Source organism: Muricauda sp. SCSIO 64092 (genome assembly GCF_023016285.1).
Taxonomy (GTDB): Bacteria; Bacteroidota; Bacteroidia; order Flavobacteriales; family Flavobacteriaceae; genus Croceivirga.
On the sequence record NZ_CP095413.1, the window covers coordinates 153069 to 170952 of the forward strand.

General features: G+C 41.7%; 11 protein-coding genes. 8 read left to right on the forward strand and 3 right to left on the reverse strand.

The window, feature by feature from the left end; genetic code table 11:
- Window positions 1-325: 325 nt before the first annotated feature.
- The 6 genes from L0P88_RS00580 (at window position 326) to L0P88_RS00605 (ending at window position 8613) form a co-directional block, all read left to right on the forward strand.
- A complete protein-coding gene (locus tag L0P88_RS00580; protein ID WP_247132705.1) occupies window positions 326-775 on the forward strand; it encodes a MarR family winged helix-turn-helix transcriptional regulator in 450 nt (149 codons plus the stop codon).
- Window positions 776-789: 14 nt separating this feature from the next.
- A complete protein-coding gene (locus tag L0P88_RS00585; protein ID WP_247132706.1) occupies window positions 790-3195 on the forward strand; it encodes a 3-hydroxyacyl-CoA dehydrogenase/enoyl-CoA hydratase family protein in 2406 nt (801 codons plus the stop codon).
- A gap of 161 nt (window positions 3196-3356) precedes the next feature.
- Window positions 3357-4547: a thiolase family protein gene (locus L0P88_RS00590; RefSeq protein WP_247132707.1), complete on the forward strand. Its 1191-nt coding sequence runs from the start codon at window positions 3357-3359 to the stop codon at window positions 4545-4547.
- A 31-nt stretch (window positions 4548-4578) separates the two neighbouring features.
- Complete coding sequence (locus L0P88_RS00595; protein ID WP_247132708.1) at window positions 4579-4944, forward strand: four helix bundle protein; 366 nt, start codon at window positions 4579-4581, stop codon at window positions 4942-4944.
- 34 nt (window positions 4945-4978) lie between these two features.
- On the forward strand, window positions 4979-6790 hold the full coding sequence (locus L0P88_RS00600; RefSeq protein WP_247132709.1) for an acyl-CoA dehydrogenase family protein: 1812 nt from the start codon (window positions 4979-4981) through the stop codon (window positions 6788-6790).
- Window positions 6791-6894: 104 nt separating this feature from the next.
- Entirely contained in the window at window positions 6895-8613 is a 1719-nt protein-coding gene (locus tag L0P88_RS00605) for a DUF262 domain-containing protein (protein ID WP_247132710.1), read from the forward strand.
- Window positions 8614-8768: 155 nt separating this feature from the next.
- Here L0P88_RS00605 and L0P88_RS00610 read toward each other — a convergent pair whose 3' ends face one another.
- Window positions 8769-10790: a dipeptidyl peptidase 3 gene (locus tag L0P88_RS00610; RefSeq protein ID WP_247132711.1), complete on the reverse strand. Its 2022-nt coding sequence runs from the start codon at window positions 10788-10790 to the stop codon at window positions 8769-8771.
- A 165-nt stretch (window positions 10791-10955) separates the two neighbouring features.
- Window positions 10956-12161, reverse strand: coding sequence for a PorT family protein (locus tag L0P88_RS00615; RefSeq protein WP_247132712.1), 1206 nt, complete (start codon window positions 12159-12161; stop codon window positions 10956-10958).
- A 181-nt stretch (window positions 12162-12342) separates the two neighbouring features.
- On the opposite strand from L0P88_RS00615, the gene L0P88_RS00620 reads away from it, so the two are divergent.
- Window positions 12343-13773: a pyridoxal phosphate-dependent decarboxylase family protein gene (locus L0P88_RS00620; protein ID WP_247132713.1), complete on the forward strand. Its 1431-nt coding sequence runs from the start codon at window positions 12343-12345 to the stop codon at window positions 13771-13773.
- On the opposite strand, the gene L0P88_RS00625 is transcribed toward L0P88_RS00620, so the two are convergent.
- Complete coding sequence (locus L0P88_RS00625) at window positions 13766-15571, reverse strand: glycoside hydrolase family 15 protein (protein WP_247132714.1); 1806 nt, start codon at window positions 15569-15571, stop codon at window positions 13766-13768. The two genes, L0P88_RS00620 and L0P88_RS00625, sit on opposite strands and share 8 nt — an antisense overlap.
- A gap of 99 nt (window positions 15572-15670) precedes the next feature.
- Between L0P88_RS00625 and L0P88_RS00630 the strand changes: the two genes are divergently transcribed.
- The gene (locus L0P88_RS00630) at window positions 15671-17884 is read left to right on the forward strand and encodes a bifunctional alpha,alpha-trehalose-phosphate synthase (UDP-forming)/trehalose-phosphatase (RefSeq protein ID WP_247132715.1); all 2214 of its coding nucleotides are present in this window, start codon (window positions 15671-15673) and stop codon (window positions 17882-17884) included.

The following is a 17884-nucleotide window of genomic DNA, read 5'->3' on the forward strand; positions in this document are numbered from 1 at the left end:
AAAACCTCGAAAAACCAAAATTCTACTTGGGGTACCCATTAGTATGGCTCTTGGGCATTGACTTATGTATTGGTATCGTCTTGGCGCCTTAAAAATGGTTTCGCCCTAACCTCCACAATGGCCTTTATGCCGATTCCGTCGCCACCTTGCACAGCAATACCAATTGTCATAATACGAAAAAAAAATTGTAAAAAGAAGTAGGAAGAATTGGTGATGTCCTTCGCAATTTCAAATGGGCACTTGTCCAAGCGGGCTTTTTTGCTGAAAAATATTTATTATGCATGCATAATAAATTTTGTTATCTTTGGGTGACCAAAACAGCTCTATGAAGGATTTGACAATAGATTGGGCCCTAAGGGCCACTTGGCAAGCCGTCACCCGCCTTTACAATGAAGAGGCCAAGAACTACGGCCTAACCATGGCCATTGGGTTTACGCTTTTAAGCATCGATTCCAAGAAGGGAACCCCGAGTACGGCATTGGGACCCAGAATGGGCATGGAATCCACAAGTCTGTCAAGAATCCTAAAATCCATAGAGGAAAGGGGTTATATAGAGCGTAGGCCCAATCCCAATGATGGTCGGGGCGTCCTAATCCATTTAACCGCGCTTGGTTTGGAAAAAAGAAAAGAATCCAAGGAGGTGGTCCTTCGATTTAATGAGGCGGTAAAAGAACATGTAGATGAAAAGGATTTGGAGGGTTTCTACAGAACATCCGAAATCATCAATAAACTCATCGTTGACAAGAAAATATACACAAAAACATCAACTAATTAATTTCGAACTATAGCATGAAAAGGCATATCAATAAAGTTGCCGTAATCGGTTCTGGTATTATGGGAAGTGGCATCGCCTGTCACTTCGCCAATATTGGGGTCGAAGTATTGCTCTTGGATATTGTTCCAAGGGAAGTGAATGATAAGGAACAGGCAAAAGGGTTGACCCTGAAAGATAAAGTCGTTCGCAATCGTTTGGTAAATGAAGCATTGACCAAAGCATTAAAATCGAAACCCTTCCCTATCTACCATCAAAAATTTGCCAATAGGATCACTACTGGAAACCTTGAGGACGATATCGCCAAGGTAGCCCATGTGGATTGGATCATTGAAGTGGTCGTGGAACGTTTGGATATCAAGAAACAGGTTTTTGAAAATCTGGAAAAACATAGAACGCCCGGTACGTTAATTACGTCCAACACTTCCGGTATTCCCATTAAATTTATGAGTGAGGGCCGGAGTGACGACTTCCAAAAACACTTTTGTGGTACGCACTTTTTCAATCCTGCGCGCTACTTAAAACTGTTTGAAATTATCCCAGGTCCAAAGACCACACCCGAGGTTTTGGAATTCCTAAACGGCTATGGGGAGCAGTTTTTGGGAAAAACTTCCGTGGTTGCCAAAGATACCCCGGCTTTCATAGGAAACCGTATTGGTATTTTCAGTATTCAAAGTTTGTTCCACGCCGTGAAGGAATTGGGGATGACGGTTGAAGAAGTGGATAAATTGACCGGACCCGTGATTGGCAGACCAAAATCGGCCACCTTTCGAACTGTTGACGTGGTAGGACTGGACACCTTGGTGCATGTGGCCAATGGCATTTCGGAGAATTGCAAAGAGGATGAGCGCCACGAACTTTTTGCCCTCCCCAGTTTTATCCAAACCATGATGGAGAACAAGTGGTTGGGGAGCAAAACCGGACAGGGGTTCTATAAAAAAGTAAAAGGTGGTGGCGGCAAGAGCGAAATCCTCACTTTGGATCTGGACTCCATGGATTATCGCTCCAAAAAGAGTGCGAAGTTCGCCACCCTGGAATTGACAAAAACCATCGATAGCGTCATTGATCGCTTTGAAGTACTCTGTGGAGGAAAGGACAAGGCGGGGGAGTTTTATAGAAAGAGTTTTGGGCAGTTGTTCGCTTATGTATCCCACAGAATCCCCGAAATAACGGACGAGCTCTACAAGATTGATGATGCCATGAAGGCCGGTTTTGGTTGGGAACACGGCCCTTTCCAAATATGGGATGCGGTAGGGTTGGACAAAGGCCTGGAATTCATTGCTGCCGAAGGGCAACAAGCTGCCAATTGGATCAATGAAATGAAGGCGGCAGGTGTGGATTCCTTTTACGAGGTAAAGGATGGGGCAACCTATTGCTATGACATCCCGAAAAAGGAAATGGTAAAAATACCAGGTCAAGATGCCTTTATCATTTTGGATAATATCCGAAAGTCCAAAGAAGTGTTCAAAAACAGTGGTGTTGTTGCCGAAGATTTGGGGGATGGTATCCTAAATGTGGAATTCCAATCCAAAATGAACACCATAGGTGGTGATGTCCTGGCTGGATTGAACAAAGCCATTACCCTTGCGGAGCAAGACTTTCAAGGACTTGTCGTGGGCAATCAAGCAGCCAACTTCTCGGTAGGCGCCAATATTGGGATGATTTTTATGATGGCGGTGGAACAGGAATACGATGAGTTGAACATGGCCATTAAAATGTTCCAGGACACCATGATGCGGATGCGCTATTCTTCCATCCCAACGGTTGCCGCCCCGCATGGGATGACCCTCGGCGGTGGATGTGAGCTGTCCATGCATTCGGACAAAGTGGTGGCCGCTGCAGAAACCTATATTGGATTGGTAGAATTTGGAGTTGGCGTCATTCCAGGTGGTGGCGGTTCCAAGGAAATGGCAATGCGGGCTTCCGATTCCTTCCGAAAAGGGGATGTGGAACTTAATGTCCTTCAGGAATACTTCCTGACCATAGGTATGGCAAAAGTATCAACCTCGGCTTATGAGGCCTATGATTTGGGTATCCTCCAGAAAGGGAAAGATGTGGTCGTGGTCAATAAAGAACGCCAAATAGCCACTGCCAAAGCCCACGCGAAACTAATGGCGGAAGCGGGTTATACAAGACCACCGGCCAGAAAGGACGTAAAAGTCCTAGGAAAACAGGCCCTAGGTATGTTCCTGGTAGGAACGGATTCCATGGAGGCCAGTAACTACATCAGCGAGCATGACAAAAAAATTGCCAATAAACTCGCTTATGTTATGGCGGGGGGAGACTTATCGGAACCAAGTTATGTCAGTGAACAATATCTTCTGGATATCGAACGGGAAGCGTTCTTATCCCTATGTACGGAACGCAAAACTTTGGAACGCATCCAACATATGTTGAAAACCGGTAAACCGTTAAGAAACTAGTTTTGTTTGGAGGTAAGACATGACACCTAAGATAATAGACCATGCATGATTTTCGGGACTTACCCATCTTATCGTACAAATTGCATCTGATTGAAGTGCAAAAAATCAACTACACATAAATTAAAAATTTACGAGATGAATTTCTCAAATCTAATATCTAAATGAGAACAGCATATATAGTAAAAGGATATAGGACGGCAGTTGGCAAATCAAAAAAAGGAGGGTTCCGTTTTAAAAGGGCCGATGAATTGGCTGCAGAAACCATTGAACATTTGGTTGGTCAATTGCCCGAATTTGACAAAAAACGAATTGATGATGTCATTGTGGGAAATGCAATGCCGGAAGGTTCTCAGGGATTGAACATGGCACGATTGATTTCCTTAATGGGCTTGGATATAGTGGATGTTCCAGGGGTAACCGTAAATCGTTTTTGCTCTTCCGGTTTGGAGACCATAGGCATTGCCACGGCAAAGATACAGGCGGGAATGGCCGATTGCATCATCGCTGGGGGCGTGGAAAGCATGAGTTCCGTTCCCATGACGGGTTTCAAAACCGAATTGAACTACGATTTGGTAAAATCCGGTCATGAGGACTACTATTGGAGTATGGGCAATACTGCGGAAGCTGTGGCCCAGGAATACAAGATATCCAGGGAAGACCAGGATGAATTCGCCTACAACTCGCATATGAAGGCATTGAAGGCCCTCGATGAAAATCGGTTTCAAGACCAAATTGTGCCCATTGAAGTGGATGAAACCTATGTGGACCACAACGGTAAAAAAGCGACAAGGAAGTTTACGGTAACCAAGGACGAAGGGCCAAGACGGGGTACTTCCAAAGAAGCCCTGGCCAAATTGCGACCTGTTTTTGCGGCCAATGGTAGTGTAACCGCAGGGAATTCCTCCCAAACCAGTGATGGTGCAGCCTTTGTAATGGTTATGAGCGAGGATATGGTCAAAGAGTTGAACCTTGAACCGGAAGCCAGGCTCGTAAGCTATGCTGCCGCTGGTGTTCCACCAAGAATAATGGGCATAGGTCCCGTTGCTGCCGTTCCAAAGGCATTGAAACAGGCTGGTTTACAAAAGGAGTCCATCTCGCTAATAGAGTTGAACGAAGCATTTGCTTCGCAATCCCTGGCCGTTATTCGTGAATTGGAGCTAAATAATGAAATCGTCAATGTAAACGGTGGGGCCATCGCACTGGGTCATCCGCTCGGTTGTACAGGAGCCAAATTATCCGTTCAACTATTTGACGAAATGCGTAAGCGCAATATGAAAGGAAAGCACGGCATGGTAACCATGTGTGTGGGAACCGGACAGGGCGCTGCAGGAATATTTGAGTTACTGAACTAGAATCAAGAGATTGGAATCAAGATTCAAGATAATGGGAAGACATAATTTTAAAAAACCAAAAATATGGGAGGAAGGTATGGGAATTGTGGATCTTACCTATGATTTGGTCGTTAGTTTTCCCTCCCTGGAAAAGTTCAATTTGACTTCTCAGTTATTACGATGTTCCATTTCAACCCCTTCGAATATTGCGGAAGGCACAAGCAAATCCACGGATCGGCATTTCAATAAATATATTGAAGATAGTTTGGGTTCGGCATTTGAATGGGAGACCCAATTAATTATTGCTTTTCGAAGAAATTATATTGAAAAAAAACAATTTTCAGATTTATCACATAAAATTCAACAATTACAAAAAATGATTTCAGGTTTCCAAAGCGGACTGAATATCCAGTCCTGACTCTTGGTTCTTGATTCTTAAATCCATAACAGTTATGAGTACCGAAACAATGAGTAAAGAAATCCTTCGTGGAGGCCAATTTTTGGTCAAGGAAGTGGATTGTGAAGATGTTTTCACATTGGAAGATTTAAGTGAAGAACAACAAATGATGCGGGAGAGTACCAAAGAATTTGTTGACCGTAAGATTTGGGCAAATTGGGAGCGATTTGAGCAAAAGGACTATGCCTTCACAGAAGAGTGTATGCGTGAAGCAGGAGAGCTTGGTCTTTTGAGTATCGCTGTACCAGAGGCCTACGGTGGTATGGGCATGGGATTTGTTTCCACTATGTTGGTCTGCGACTACATTTCCGGGGTCACAGGCTCCTTTAGTACGGCCTTTGGCGCCCACACCGGTATTGGGACAATGCCGATCACCCTCTATGGAACCGAAGAACAAAAACAAAAATATGTGCCCAAATTGGCAACGGGGGAATGGTTCGGTGCCTACTGTTTAACGGAGCCCGGAGCAGGTTCGGATGCCAACTCGGGGAAAACCAAGGCAGTATTGTCCGAAGACGGAAAATACTACAGTATTTCCGGTCAAAAAATGTGGATATCCAATGCGGGGTTCTGTAATTTGTTCATTGTTTTTGCCCGAATAGAAGATGATAAAAATATCACCGGCTTTATTGTCGAGAATGACCCTGAGAATGGCATCAGCCTAGGGGACGAAGAGAAAAAGTTGGGAATTCATTCCTCTTCCACCCGTCAGGTTTTCTTTAATGAGACCAAGGTTCCGGTGGAGAATATGCTTTCCGAGAGGGGAAATGGATTCAAGATTGCCATGAACGCACTAAACGTTGGTCGAATTAAATTGGCGGCAGCTTGTTTGGAGGCGCAACGTCGGGTACTCAACGAAGCTACCAAATACGCCAATGAGCGCATTCAGTTTAAGACCCCGATCATGAATTTTGGGGCCATTAAAGCAAAAATTGCGGATATGGCCACCAATGCCTATGTGGATGAGTCTGCCTGCTACAGGGCTGCGAAAAACATAGAGGATCGGATTGCCCTTCGTGAAGCGGAGGGAAACTCACATCAAGAAGCCGAACTAAAAGGGGTTGAGGAATACGCCATTGAATGCTCCATATTAAAAGTTGCGGTTTCTGAACATGTGCAACAAACCTCGGATGAGGGTATCCAAATTTTTGGAGGAATGGGCTTTAGTGCAGAGACCCCAATGGAATCTGCATGGAGGGATGCCCGAATTTCACGAATTTATGAAGGTACCAACGAAATCAATAGAATGTTGGCCGTGGGCATGTTGGTCAAAAAAGCCATGAAGGGCCATGTGGATTTACTGGGCCCCGCGACTGCCGTAGGTGAGGAGCTTATGGGCATTCCCTCTTTTGACACTCCGGATTACTCGGAATTATTTGCTGAGGAAAAGGATATGATCAAAAGATTAAAAAAGGTATTTTTGATGGTGGCCGGAAGTGCGGTCCAAAAGTTTGGACCCCAATTGGAGGAACACCAGCAATTATTAATGGCCGCTGCGGATATTTTAATTCAAATCTATTTGGCGGAATCGGCCATCCTAAGGACGGAAAAGAATGCCAAACGTTTTGGCGAAGCGGCCCAAGCCACACAAATAGCGATGTCCAGGTACTATTTGTACAAAGCTGTGGACATTATTAATGACAAGGGAAAGGAAGCAATTATCTCCTTTGCCGAAGGCGATGAACAACGAATGATGTTAATGGGATTGAAAAGATTCACAAAATATGTTAACTTCCCCAACGTAATCGCCTTGCGAACCCAAATTGCGGACAAGGTGGCAAATGACAACGGTTATACTTTTGACTAATTCAGATAACTTCGCAGGAAGTGAAGGCCGCTCCATAAAGGAGCGGCTTTTTTGTTGTTGACTAATTAATGTAATGACTAATTTTATAACAAATAAGTTTTGCCATGTCCAATTCTAATTTGCTAGACACCAAAACCATTTCATTTAATGATATAATTAGAAATGGAAAAATCTACAAAGTCCCTCAATTCCAAAGGGACTATTCATGGGATGAGGACAATTGGGAAGATTTATGGAATGATATCCTCAACCTAAATGATACAAGCGATTCTCATTATATGGGATCAATAGTCCTACAGGATAACGGAGATAATACATACGACATCATTGACGGACAACAAAGGTTTACTACTCTAACCATCATTGCATTGGCGGTCATAAACAACATACAAGAACTCGCCAATGAAAATATGGAAAAAGAGGATAATGAGGAAAGAGTGAGACTTTTAGTTAAAGATTATATTGGTCAAAAAGACTCTGTATCACTTAAATACTCTAGCAAGTTATTTTTAAATGAAAATAATGATGGTTTTTTCCAAACTAGATTAGTCAATTTTAGAGAACCTGTGAATTATAACAAGTTGAACTCTTCTGAAAAACTGCTTTGGGATGCTTATCTATTTTTTTCAAATAAAATAGAATCTCATTTTGCTGAAAAAAAAAGCGGCCAGTCCATGGCCAACTTCTTGAACAACAAAATTGGCCGAAGGCTTTTGTTTATACAAATAACGGTAGAGGATGAGGTAAATGCATATACGGTTTTCGAAACATTAAATTCAAGAGGTGTCGAATTGACATCAACTGATTTACTAAAAAATTATCTTTTTTCATTGGTCGCAAAAAGCGATTCAGACCTGAAAATCATCAAAACCCAATGGAAAAAAATAATAGAAATAACAGGGCTTAAGGAATTTCCCATCTTTCTAAGACACTATCTAAACGCTCGTAGAAAACTTATTAGCAAAGAGTACTTGTTCAAAGCAGTTAAGCAACAATTGGTAAAGGATTCTGATGTTTTCGAATTGTTGGATAGCTTGGAAAAAGTTGCATACTTCTACATGGCTTTGGCTAATCCTTATGATGAATTCTGGGAAGGAGACAAAGATTTATCAAATTCTATTGGAGCATTAAAACTTTTTAGAGTAACTCAGAACAAACCACTTTTAATGATTGCATATGAGAAGTTTGGAATTACCAATGAATTCAAAAAACTAACTAAAGCAATAGTCACCATATCCTTTAGATATAATGTAATAGGAAAACTGCAGGCCAATGAAATGGATAAGGTCTATAACAAGACCAGCATTAACTTATTCCAAAGCAAGACATTTAAGTTAAAAAAAGTGCTTGAAGATTTAAGACCAATCTATATTTCTGATGATAGTTTTAAAAGTTACTTTGAATTAAAAACCCTTAATACTAGCAGTAGTTCTAATAAAAAATTGGCCAGGTATATACTTTACAACATAGAATCCCAGGCTCACAATGGGGCAAATTATGACTATCTCGCAGACAATGGAACTATTGAACACATCCTTCCCGTGAATTTCAATGATTCTTGGAACGACCATTTTAGCGAAGATGACCATGCCAGAAATCTATATAAGTTGGGGAACATGACCTTATTGGAAGTTTCCAAAAATAAAGAATCCTCTGACAAACCGTATAAAGACAAGATTGAAATATTTAATACCAGTAAATATGCAATCACGAATTCTATAAACTCTGTTGATTGGAATGTAGCCTCTATCAAACATCGCCAAAGTAAAATGGGCAAAATTGCCTGCGGAAGATGGAAGATAAGCTATGACAACAAGAATTAATAAAATTGTCCGCTGGGGACCTTAGCTAAGGTTTTCTTTTATTTATCACGTAAGTTCTAATTGAATTATCAAGCATATTTTTCTTACTTTATAAAGAAACGATTCCAAATTGCGGCTGCTTTTTGTAAAGGCCAGTATCCAATAAAATTTTTTGTCTATTTTACTAAAAAACCAAATCGTTCCGAATAGTCCAACATTTGTTCCTCAAAGCTTTTGGGCTGTACGATCCTTACATCCGTTAGCTCTCCCTGGTCGTTGGTTTCCGGTGTCAATACGGGATTTACAAAACCACTGTAAGGTGCAGCTTTGAATTTTTTGTTTCGTTCCAAGACTTCGGCATGCAATCCCTGGTCCACTTTAACACCATATCCTTCCACAAGGGCCTGGGCAGCTTCAAAATCACCTTCGGATTTTATCCGTTGGGTTTCCTTCAGCAATTCCCCAAACAGTTCCCGCAACCTCGCATAGTCATGAATTTCAAAATACGTTTTGCCATCACGCTCTATTTTTTCAATCACATTATCCGCCATCCCTTTTTCAAACGCCCATGCGGATACCCATTGCCGGTTGACCATATGATCTTCCTCGATGTCATCACCAAGTGCTATACGGATCAACTGGACCATTAATCCATTTCGGATATACCGATCATAGGCGGTCATTCCAACTTTTTCCCAATCTTCAACCAATCCCAGTTCCTGAAGTTTTGGATCCATGAGGTAATAGAGGCCCACTAAGTCCGCACGCCCTTCTTCCATGGTGGAGGCATAGTTCTTAAGGGTTTCCTTGGGTTGTCCCACACCTTCATTGATCTTTCCCGACGCATGTCCAATAACCTCATGAAGGGCCGTATGTAACTTGCTTGCCAGCTCCCCGTATTTTTTACTCAGTTCAATTTCCAGGGAATCATGGGCAAATTCATTTAAGCGCCCTCCACTGCCCGCATTGTTGTAGGCATCAATAATATTCCCAAGGGAAACCGATTTACTGCCATGTTCCTGACGTATCCAGTTGTTGTTGGGAAGATTTACCCCAATTGGGGTACTGGGAGAAGCATCCCCCGCTTCCGCGGCCACATTTATGGTCTTGTAGGTGATGCCCACAACGTTCTCCTTTTTATGGGCATCCATCAAAGGGGCGTTATCTTCAAACCACTGTGCGTTCGCAGAAATCACGTCCATTTTTTTGGACATTTCAAAGTCTTTTATTTGAATAATATTTTCATACGATCCCTTTATGCCCATGGGATCGTTGTACACTTCTATGAACCCGTTGATCCAATCAATATTGCCTTCCGTGGAATTTACCCATGCCACGGCATACGCATCCCAGGTATCCAAGCTTCCCGTTTTATAATATTCAATCAATAAGCCCAATGTTTTGGCCTGCTGTTCATTTTCAGCAACAGCCTTGGCCTTCTCCAACCATTTGATAATTTCGTCTATGGCCTTGCCATATTTGCCACCAGACTTCCAAACCAATTCCCTTAACTTCCCATTTTCCTTGACCAATGTTGAATTAAGTCCCAGTTCAATGGGCTGGTCTGTAGGCTTATTATTCCTTTTTAGATAAAAAGCTTCCACTTCCGCTGTGGTCAAATCCGGGCCGTAAAAATTGACGGATGAGGCGAGGACATTATCGACCCCCTTCTTTTTATTGACCTTTTTAAGGTCTTTATCATTAAAAATAACTTCCAGGGCCTCCCCTTCCAAAGTGATTTCCGTGGCCTCCAGCAATCCCATAAAATACTCCCTATCAAATTCCGGCATAATTTTATCATTGGAATAATGATGGTGTATTCCGTTGGAGAACCAAACCCTTTTTAAATACGTCTCAAAGTCCTTCCAACTTTTTGTGGTCCTATCCCCTTCAAATTTGGTGTAAATGGATTCCAATGCCCTTCTGATGACCAAATTATGGCGGTAGTTTTGGTCCCACATAATATCCCTACCCGCAAGACCAGCTTGGGCCAGATAATAGACCAATTGTTTCTCCTTTAAGGTAAGTCCATCAAATCCAGGTACTTCATATCGTAAAATACGTAAATCGGCAAATTGATCTACCATAACCATGTCAACTGCTTCCGTCGCCTGTTCAGCAGGTGCATTTTTTCCCTGTTTACAAGACCAGAACAATGTAGCGGTCAATGCAACAATAAGTACGTGCTTCATTTTCATAAAATATGCTTTATAGTTTGTAAAATCTTTAAAAGTTGAGCGTCCCAATGCCTAGAAAAATCATATTACCCCGGTTTAAGAATTGTCCTCCTTAGATTACTTTGATGTATTACACTGGAAATATCGTTTAACACATGCAAAAGAACTTTTGAGTCAAAATAGTTTTTATAAAAATTTATAGCCCAAAAGTAGGGAAACCCTTGATAGTTCATTTTCCACTGGAGTTCCTTCCAAAACGTTTTGATTAAGGTAATAATTGAACTTTAAATACAGTTTTCTTTTAAAGCTATATCCAACCCCAAGTCCACTACCAAGATTTACTGGTCTTACCTGCTGTGAACTATCTGCAGTATCCTGATTAAAATCAATCCTATGTTCAGAACTAAAATCATTGTCTATAGTGAGGCCCAATTCTAAGAATAAAGCACTATTTGGGTTTAAATACATATAATGTCGCCCCCCCAATATTACTTCCAATCTATTGATATCGATAAAATATCTAGGTGATCCTACATTGGACCTTCCAAATCCACTTGAATACTCCGAGTAAAACGCCCCTAGGAAAAAGCTCCACTTATCGTTATTGAATGGTAGGATACCTTCCACTTCCAATCCCACTTTTGGTACAATTTCATTATCATAATCTTGATCTCTTCCAAATACGGCATAATTGAAATCGTAATCCTGTGCTCCTCCGTAAATGGTTAGGCCAAACTTTATTCCCTTCCTTTTCCCAACTCCCATTTCCAAATCAGAGCTGTTGGGATCAGTACAGAGGTTATACTTTTGAACGTAATTGATAAGCGATTTCTTTTCGTAGGTAACTGATTGAATGTCAATGGAGTTTCCACAATTCAAATGCTCAAACAATTGTCTTCTATACATCTTGTTATCTACAATTTGATTTGAGCCAGGTTTAATGTACTGCTTGTATAAGAGGGGCAAGGGTTTGTGTTCCCCTATTTGTATCAAAAAAATCCTATCGTTATTACCACTGTACTGATACAAAGAGGCTTCTCCTCCCAAAATTCGCTTGACAAACACATTCCTACTGACCAATTTTGGTTGACTTTCGCTGCTCTTGTCTTTTTCAAATTGTTGGGTTACTGGAAATTCACCAGAAACCTTAAGATATAAAGGCCCCTCGTTAACCTGAAATGCTTTAACGGTGTTCACATCAAAAAATTTGGGTTCATCACCCAACGATAATTTGTAAGAAACCTTAATAGGCGAATCCGCCCAATTCAAATTTCTAATGTAGCATTCCACCTTATCCCCCTTACTTTCTATAAAGTACCCTTTCTCAAATCGCGTTTGGGAAAACATTACTAGTGATGTGAAAAAAAGACAAATGGTAATTGTTTTTGTCATAGTCCGGAATAGTTTGGTTCAACTGTGTAAATAAAATCTACAGTACTAATTTTTGTAGTATTTACAGAAGTCTCAAATGTATTCCCATATGAAATCGTAAAATATGATTTTTGTTGGTTTTACAAGAGGTTTCTTTTGAAGGACTATTGTCCAAATAATGGAGTCCTATTACTTTCGTGTTATGGCAAAAGAAATTCTAAAAACAGTTTACTCCCATAATCAGTTTGCAAACAATGGTCATCAGTTGATTGATACTTTGGTTGACCATTTACAAAAGTCAACATCCGCTAAAAACCCTAAAACCATTAATTGGAATGTCCCTAAAAAAGAGTTGGAATTTTGGAAGGACTTCCTTAAAAATGGGAATGATGGAGATTTCATCCCCGAAGTCCTAAAACATTCCATACACACCCATAACCCCAGATATATGGGGCATCAGGTGGCAGCCCCTGCCCCAATTACTGCTTTGACCGCTATGGTCAGTTCCATTTTAAATAATGGTATGGCGGTCTTTGAAATGGGCATGGCGCCTTCGGCTATTGAGCAGGTTGTTATTGAAAGCATCTGTAAAAAAATAGGTTATGACCGGAACCCAGGCGGATTTTTAACCTCCGGGGGCACCCTGGCCAATTTAACTGCGCTGCTTTCCGCGAGAAAGGCCATAGTAAAACAAGACGTTTGGAATGAGGGGCATTCCGCAACTTTGGGAATCATGGTATGCGAAGAGGCCCATTATTGTGCGGACCGTGCTGCCAAAATAATGGGACTTGGGGAAAAAGGAATCATTAAAATTCCGGCTTCCGAAAACTTTAGTATGGACACAACCCTGTTGGATAGGTATTATACGGAAGCCGCTTCAAAAGGAATTGAAATCTTTGCCATCATTGGATCGGCTCCTTCCACAGCTACGGGTGCTTATGATAATTTGGACGTTCTTTCAAAATTTGCCCAACAAAAACAAATCTGGTTCCATGTGGATGGTGCCCATGGTGGGGCGGCCATCTATTCCGAAAAATATAAGCATCTGCTCCAGGGTATTGTGCATGCCGATTCCATAGTTATTGATGGTCATAAAATGATGCTCATGCCCACCATTACCACTGCCCTACTCTTTAAGGACAAAAAACATGCCCAGGATACTTTTAACCAACGTGCAGATTATTTATTGGATGATGTTGAGGAAGAGGACTGGATAAACAGCGGCAAAAAAACCTTTGAGTGTACCAAGACCATGATGTGCCTCCACTGGTTTGCGCTATTAAAGCATTATGGGGACACGCTGTTTGACGCGTTTGTGACACGGCAGTACGATTTGGCAAAAACCTTTGAAAAAATGTTGATTGAAGATCCCAAATTTCAATTGGCCACCTCCCCACAGTCCAATATCCTATGCTTTAGATGTATTGAAAAAGGGAAGACCAATGGGCAATTGGATGCCTGGAATGCGGCCATCCGCCAACGGCTTTTGGAAGATGGGGAATTTTACATTGTCCAGACCAAACTGCGCGGTATCCATTATTTAAGGACCACCTTAATGAATCCTTTTACCACAAAGGACCACTTAAGGCAATTGGTGAAAAAAATCAAAGCCGTTGCAGCGTCCATTAACTAATGGATTCCAAAATCCGCTCCTCGCTTTGTTTCCTTGAAAAATTGATGGCACATTCAATCAAAGCCAAATGGGAATACGCCTGGGGGAAATTCCCCAATAGTCTTTTGGTCTTAAAATCGATATCCTCGCTAAAAAGCCCTAGATGGTTGCTGTAGCCCAATAAACGCTCAAAATGCTCCAGTGCTTTCTCCTCCTCCCCTATTTTGAACAATGCATTAATGAACCAAAACGTACAAATGGTAAAGGACGAGGAAGGCAGTCCAAAATCGTCCTCATTTTTATAACGGTACAGTAATCCATCATTACTCAGATCCTTTTCAATGGCTTTGACCGTTTGTACAAACTTGGGATCCTTGGCGTGAATGAACCCGTAAGATTCCATCAACAAAACGGAAGCGTCCAGGTGGTAAGAGCCATAGGACTGGGTAAAGGCCTTAACATCGTCGTTCCACGCATTTTCCATAATATCGCCCTTAATTTCCTGCTCTATGGTGGACCATTTATCAATTTTTCGATGTTTTCCAAATATCTTGGCCACTTTAATAGCCCTATCCAGCGCCACCCAGCACAAGACCTTGGAGAACGTAAAATGCCTATCCTCCCCTCTAAACTCCCAAATTCCTTTGTCTGCCTCACGCCAGTGTTTATCAACAATCCAGACAATGGCCTTGGTTATGCTCCACAATTCCTCCCCATTTTCAATATCATTGCTGAATTTCATCAACTGCTCATAGATAACATCCATTAAAATACCATAGATATCATTCTGTTTTTGTTTATAGGCGGCATTACCTACACGTACCGGTTTTGAACCCCTATATCCCTCCAAATGGTCAAGGCTCTTCTCAGTCAAGGTTTTCTCGCCATTGATGCCGTACATGATTTGGAGTTTTTCATCCTTATCGGGCATCAAATCAATGATAAACTGTAGAAATCGCTTTGCAGAATTCTTGTGTCCCAATTCGGAAACCACTTTTATCACCATGGAAGCGTCCCTTATCCAGCAAAACCGATAATCCCAGTTTCGAACTTCCCCAATGGTTTCCGGTAATGAAGTAGTTGCCGCTGCCAATACCGCGCCCGTTTTATCATAGGTAAGCATTTTGAGCGTTATGGCACTGCGCACGATCTCACGGTTGAATTTCTTGTAGGTCGGGGTCCGGTCCACCCAATCCAGCCAATAGATTTTGGTACGCTCCAATTCCAAACCTATCTTATCGGTAGTTGGGCGTAAAATCTTTTCGTTGTAGCAGACCAGGAAATACCCATCTTCCTTCAGGGTGATTTCCTCCCCACTCAACACATGGTTTTTATTAAAAGATGTATATAGGAACAGGCTATCGAACTGTTGTTTACTGGTAATACTTACAATAAATGTCCCATTACCCTTTACATGGTGTGTGGTCTCACCCTTGGCATATTCCAATTTAGGGTCGTATTGCACCTTAAATTTCGGGGCTCCGGAGATATGTTTTACATATCGGATTATTTCGGGCGGCGCATTGTATTTGCCATTGGGTTTATAATACCTAGGCATAAAATCATGCAGTTCAAATATGTTCTCCCCATCGGAAAAGCGCGTGACCAAAATGGCCGTTTTTGGATAGTATTGCTGTGTAATTTCGTAATTGTACTTTGTGATCAATTCAAAATTTCCACCGTTTTTTTCATCCAAAAGTTTTGCAAAGACTGAAGAAGAATCAAATTGGGGCAAACAACACCAGTCCAACGAGCCGGTATCTGAGATCAATGCCGCGCTTCTACAGTTACCAATAATTCCGTAATTTAGGTTATCCATATACAAGTTCTTATCTTTTGATAATTATTGTAGGTTTTTTCTTTCTTTATAATCGAAAAAACCTCATTTTTATTTCATTTTCCTTAAAAATTCCAGCTTATGGGTAAAACTATAATTATTTCCAATAGACTCCCAGTTCAATTGCAAATAAGTGATGGGGGACTATCCGCAATACCTAGCGTTGGAGGTCTGGCCACGGGAATGAAATCCGTGCACCATGGGGGAGAAAGTTTATGGATAGGCTGGTCAGGCTTGACCAAAGAGGACACACCCAAAGAATTGGAAGTCGATATCGATCGTGCCTTAAAAGAACACGGCTGCTCCAAGGTGGTACTCTCACAGAAGGAGATCGATGGTTTTTATTTTGGCTTTAGCAACCGTACCATTTGGCCCCTGTTCCATTATTTCTTGGAATACACGGAGTTTGAACTGGGTTTCTGGGAGATATACAAAGCCGTGAACCAAAAATTTGCCGATGCCATATTGGAAAAAGCCGAAAGCGATGATATTATTTGGGTACACGATTACCAATTACTGTTGGTACCACAGATGGTAAAGGAAAAACGTCCCAATGCCACAATTGGTTTCTTCCTCCACATCCCCTTTCCATCTTACGAAATCTTCCGAACATTACCATGGCGTGAAGAAGTCCTGGAAGGTTTGTTGGGATCGGATTTGATCGGTTTCCACACGTACGATTATGAACGCCATTTCTTGAGTTCCGTGAGGCGTCTATTGGGATTGGACGTGAGCTTTAATGATGTCTATCTGGAAAACAGGGTAATTAAGGTCGATTCTTTTCCCATGGGCATTGATTACAACAAATTTCATACGGCCGCCCTAAAGAGTTCTGCCTTAAAAGGGAAGGAACGCACCGACCTACAAAGGAAACTGGACAATCATAAAAAATCGGCCCCGGATACCAAGCTGATCGTTTCCATTGACCGATTGGATTATAGTAAGGGAATTGCCAAACGCATCAACGCTTTTGAGTATTTTCTAAATAAGTACCCCGAATATAAAGAGCGCGTCCGACTTATTATCCTCGCTGTGCCATCAAGGGCAAACGTTCCCCAATATCAATTGCTCAAACGTGAAATTGACGAATTGGTAGGGCGAATCAATGGTGAGCTTTCCACCGTGAACTGGACACCCATCTGGTACTTTTATCGCTCCCTACCCTTTTCAAACTTAATCGATCTTTATACCTCTTCGGATATTGCATGGCTTACCCCTTTGCGGGATGGGATGAATTTAGTGGCCAAGGAGTACATCGCCACCCGTATAGATAAAACCGGAGTCCTTATCCTCAGTGAAATGGCCGGCTCCGCCTATGAGATGAATGAGGCCCTACTCATTAACCCAAATAATTTTGAACAACAGGCAGATACCCTTAAAAAGGCCATCACCATGCCCAAAGAGGAACAAATGGCGAGAAATATGTTCCTGCAAAACAGATTAAAGCGCTATAACGTAGAGGTTTGGGCCAATGAGTTTATGGATTCGTTAAAAAGACAACGCAAGGGAAATGATGATTTTGTCTCACAGAAACTCAACCCCACTATCCTAAACGGGTTACAAAAAGATTATACCTCTGCAAAAAAAAGATTGCTCTTTTTGGATTATGACGGTACCCTTACGGGCTTTCATAAAAATCCCCAAAAGGCCTCCCCTGATAAGGAGTTGTATGAGCTACTCGATGCACTTCACCATCAAGAGAACACCACACTTTTCCTAATAAGTGGACGAGATAAGGAAACCTTCAGCAAGTGGTTTTTGGATAAAAAATACAATATGATCGTGGAACATGGGGTTTGGATTTCCCGGAACGGTAATGACTTTAGACTACTGGAAAAGGTCAAAGGGGAATGGATGGAGAAAATCATGCCTGTATTGGAATCCTTCGTGGACCGTACCCCTGGCTCCTTCATTGAAAAAAAGAATTATTCCCTTGCGTGGCATTACCGCAGTACAGACCCGGATTTTGGTGAAAAAAGGGCAAACGAATTAAATACCGTGCTTACCAGTCTTATCGGAAACGATGATATCAGCGTACTTAATGGTAACAAGGTAATGGAAGTTAAGAGCAGTAATGTCAATAAGGGCAGGGCTGCCGTTCGTATGTTGGGAGAGGATAATTATGATTTTGTTTTTGCCATTGGTGATGATTGGACGGATGAATTTATGTTCCAGGACCTTCCCCAAACTGCGATAACGGTAAAAGTAGGACTTAAGAAAACCCAGGCCAGATATCATGTGGAAGGGGTACCAAAAGTTAGGGAATTACTAAAAAAATTTAGCACCGGCTCATAA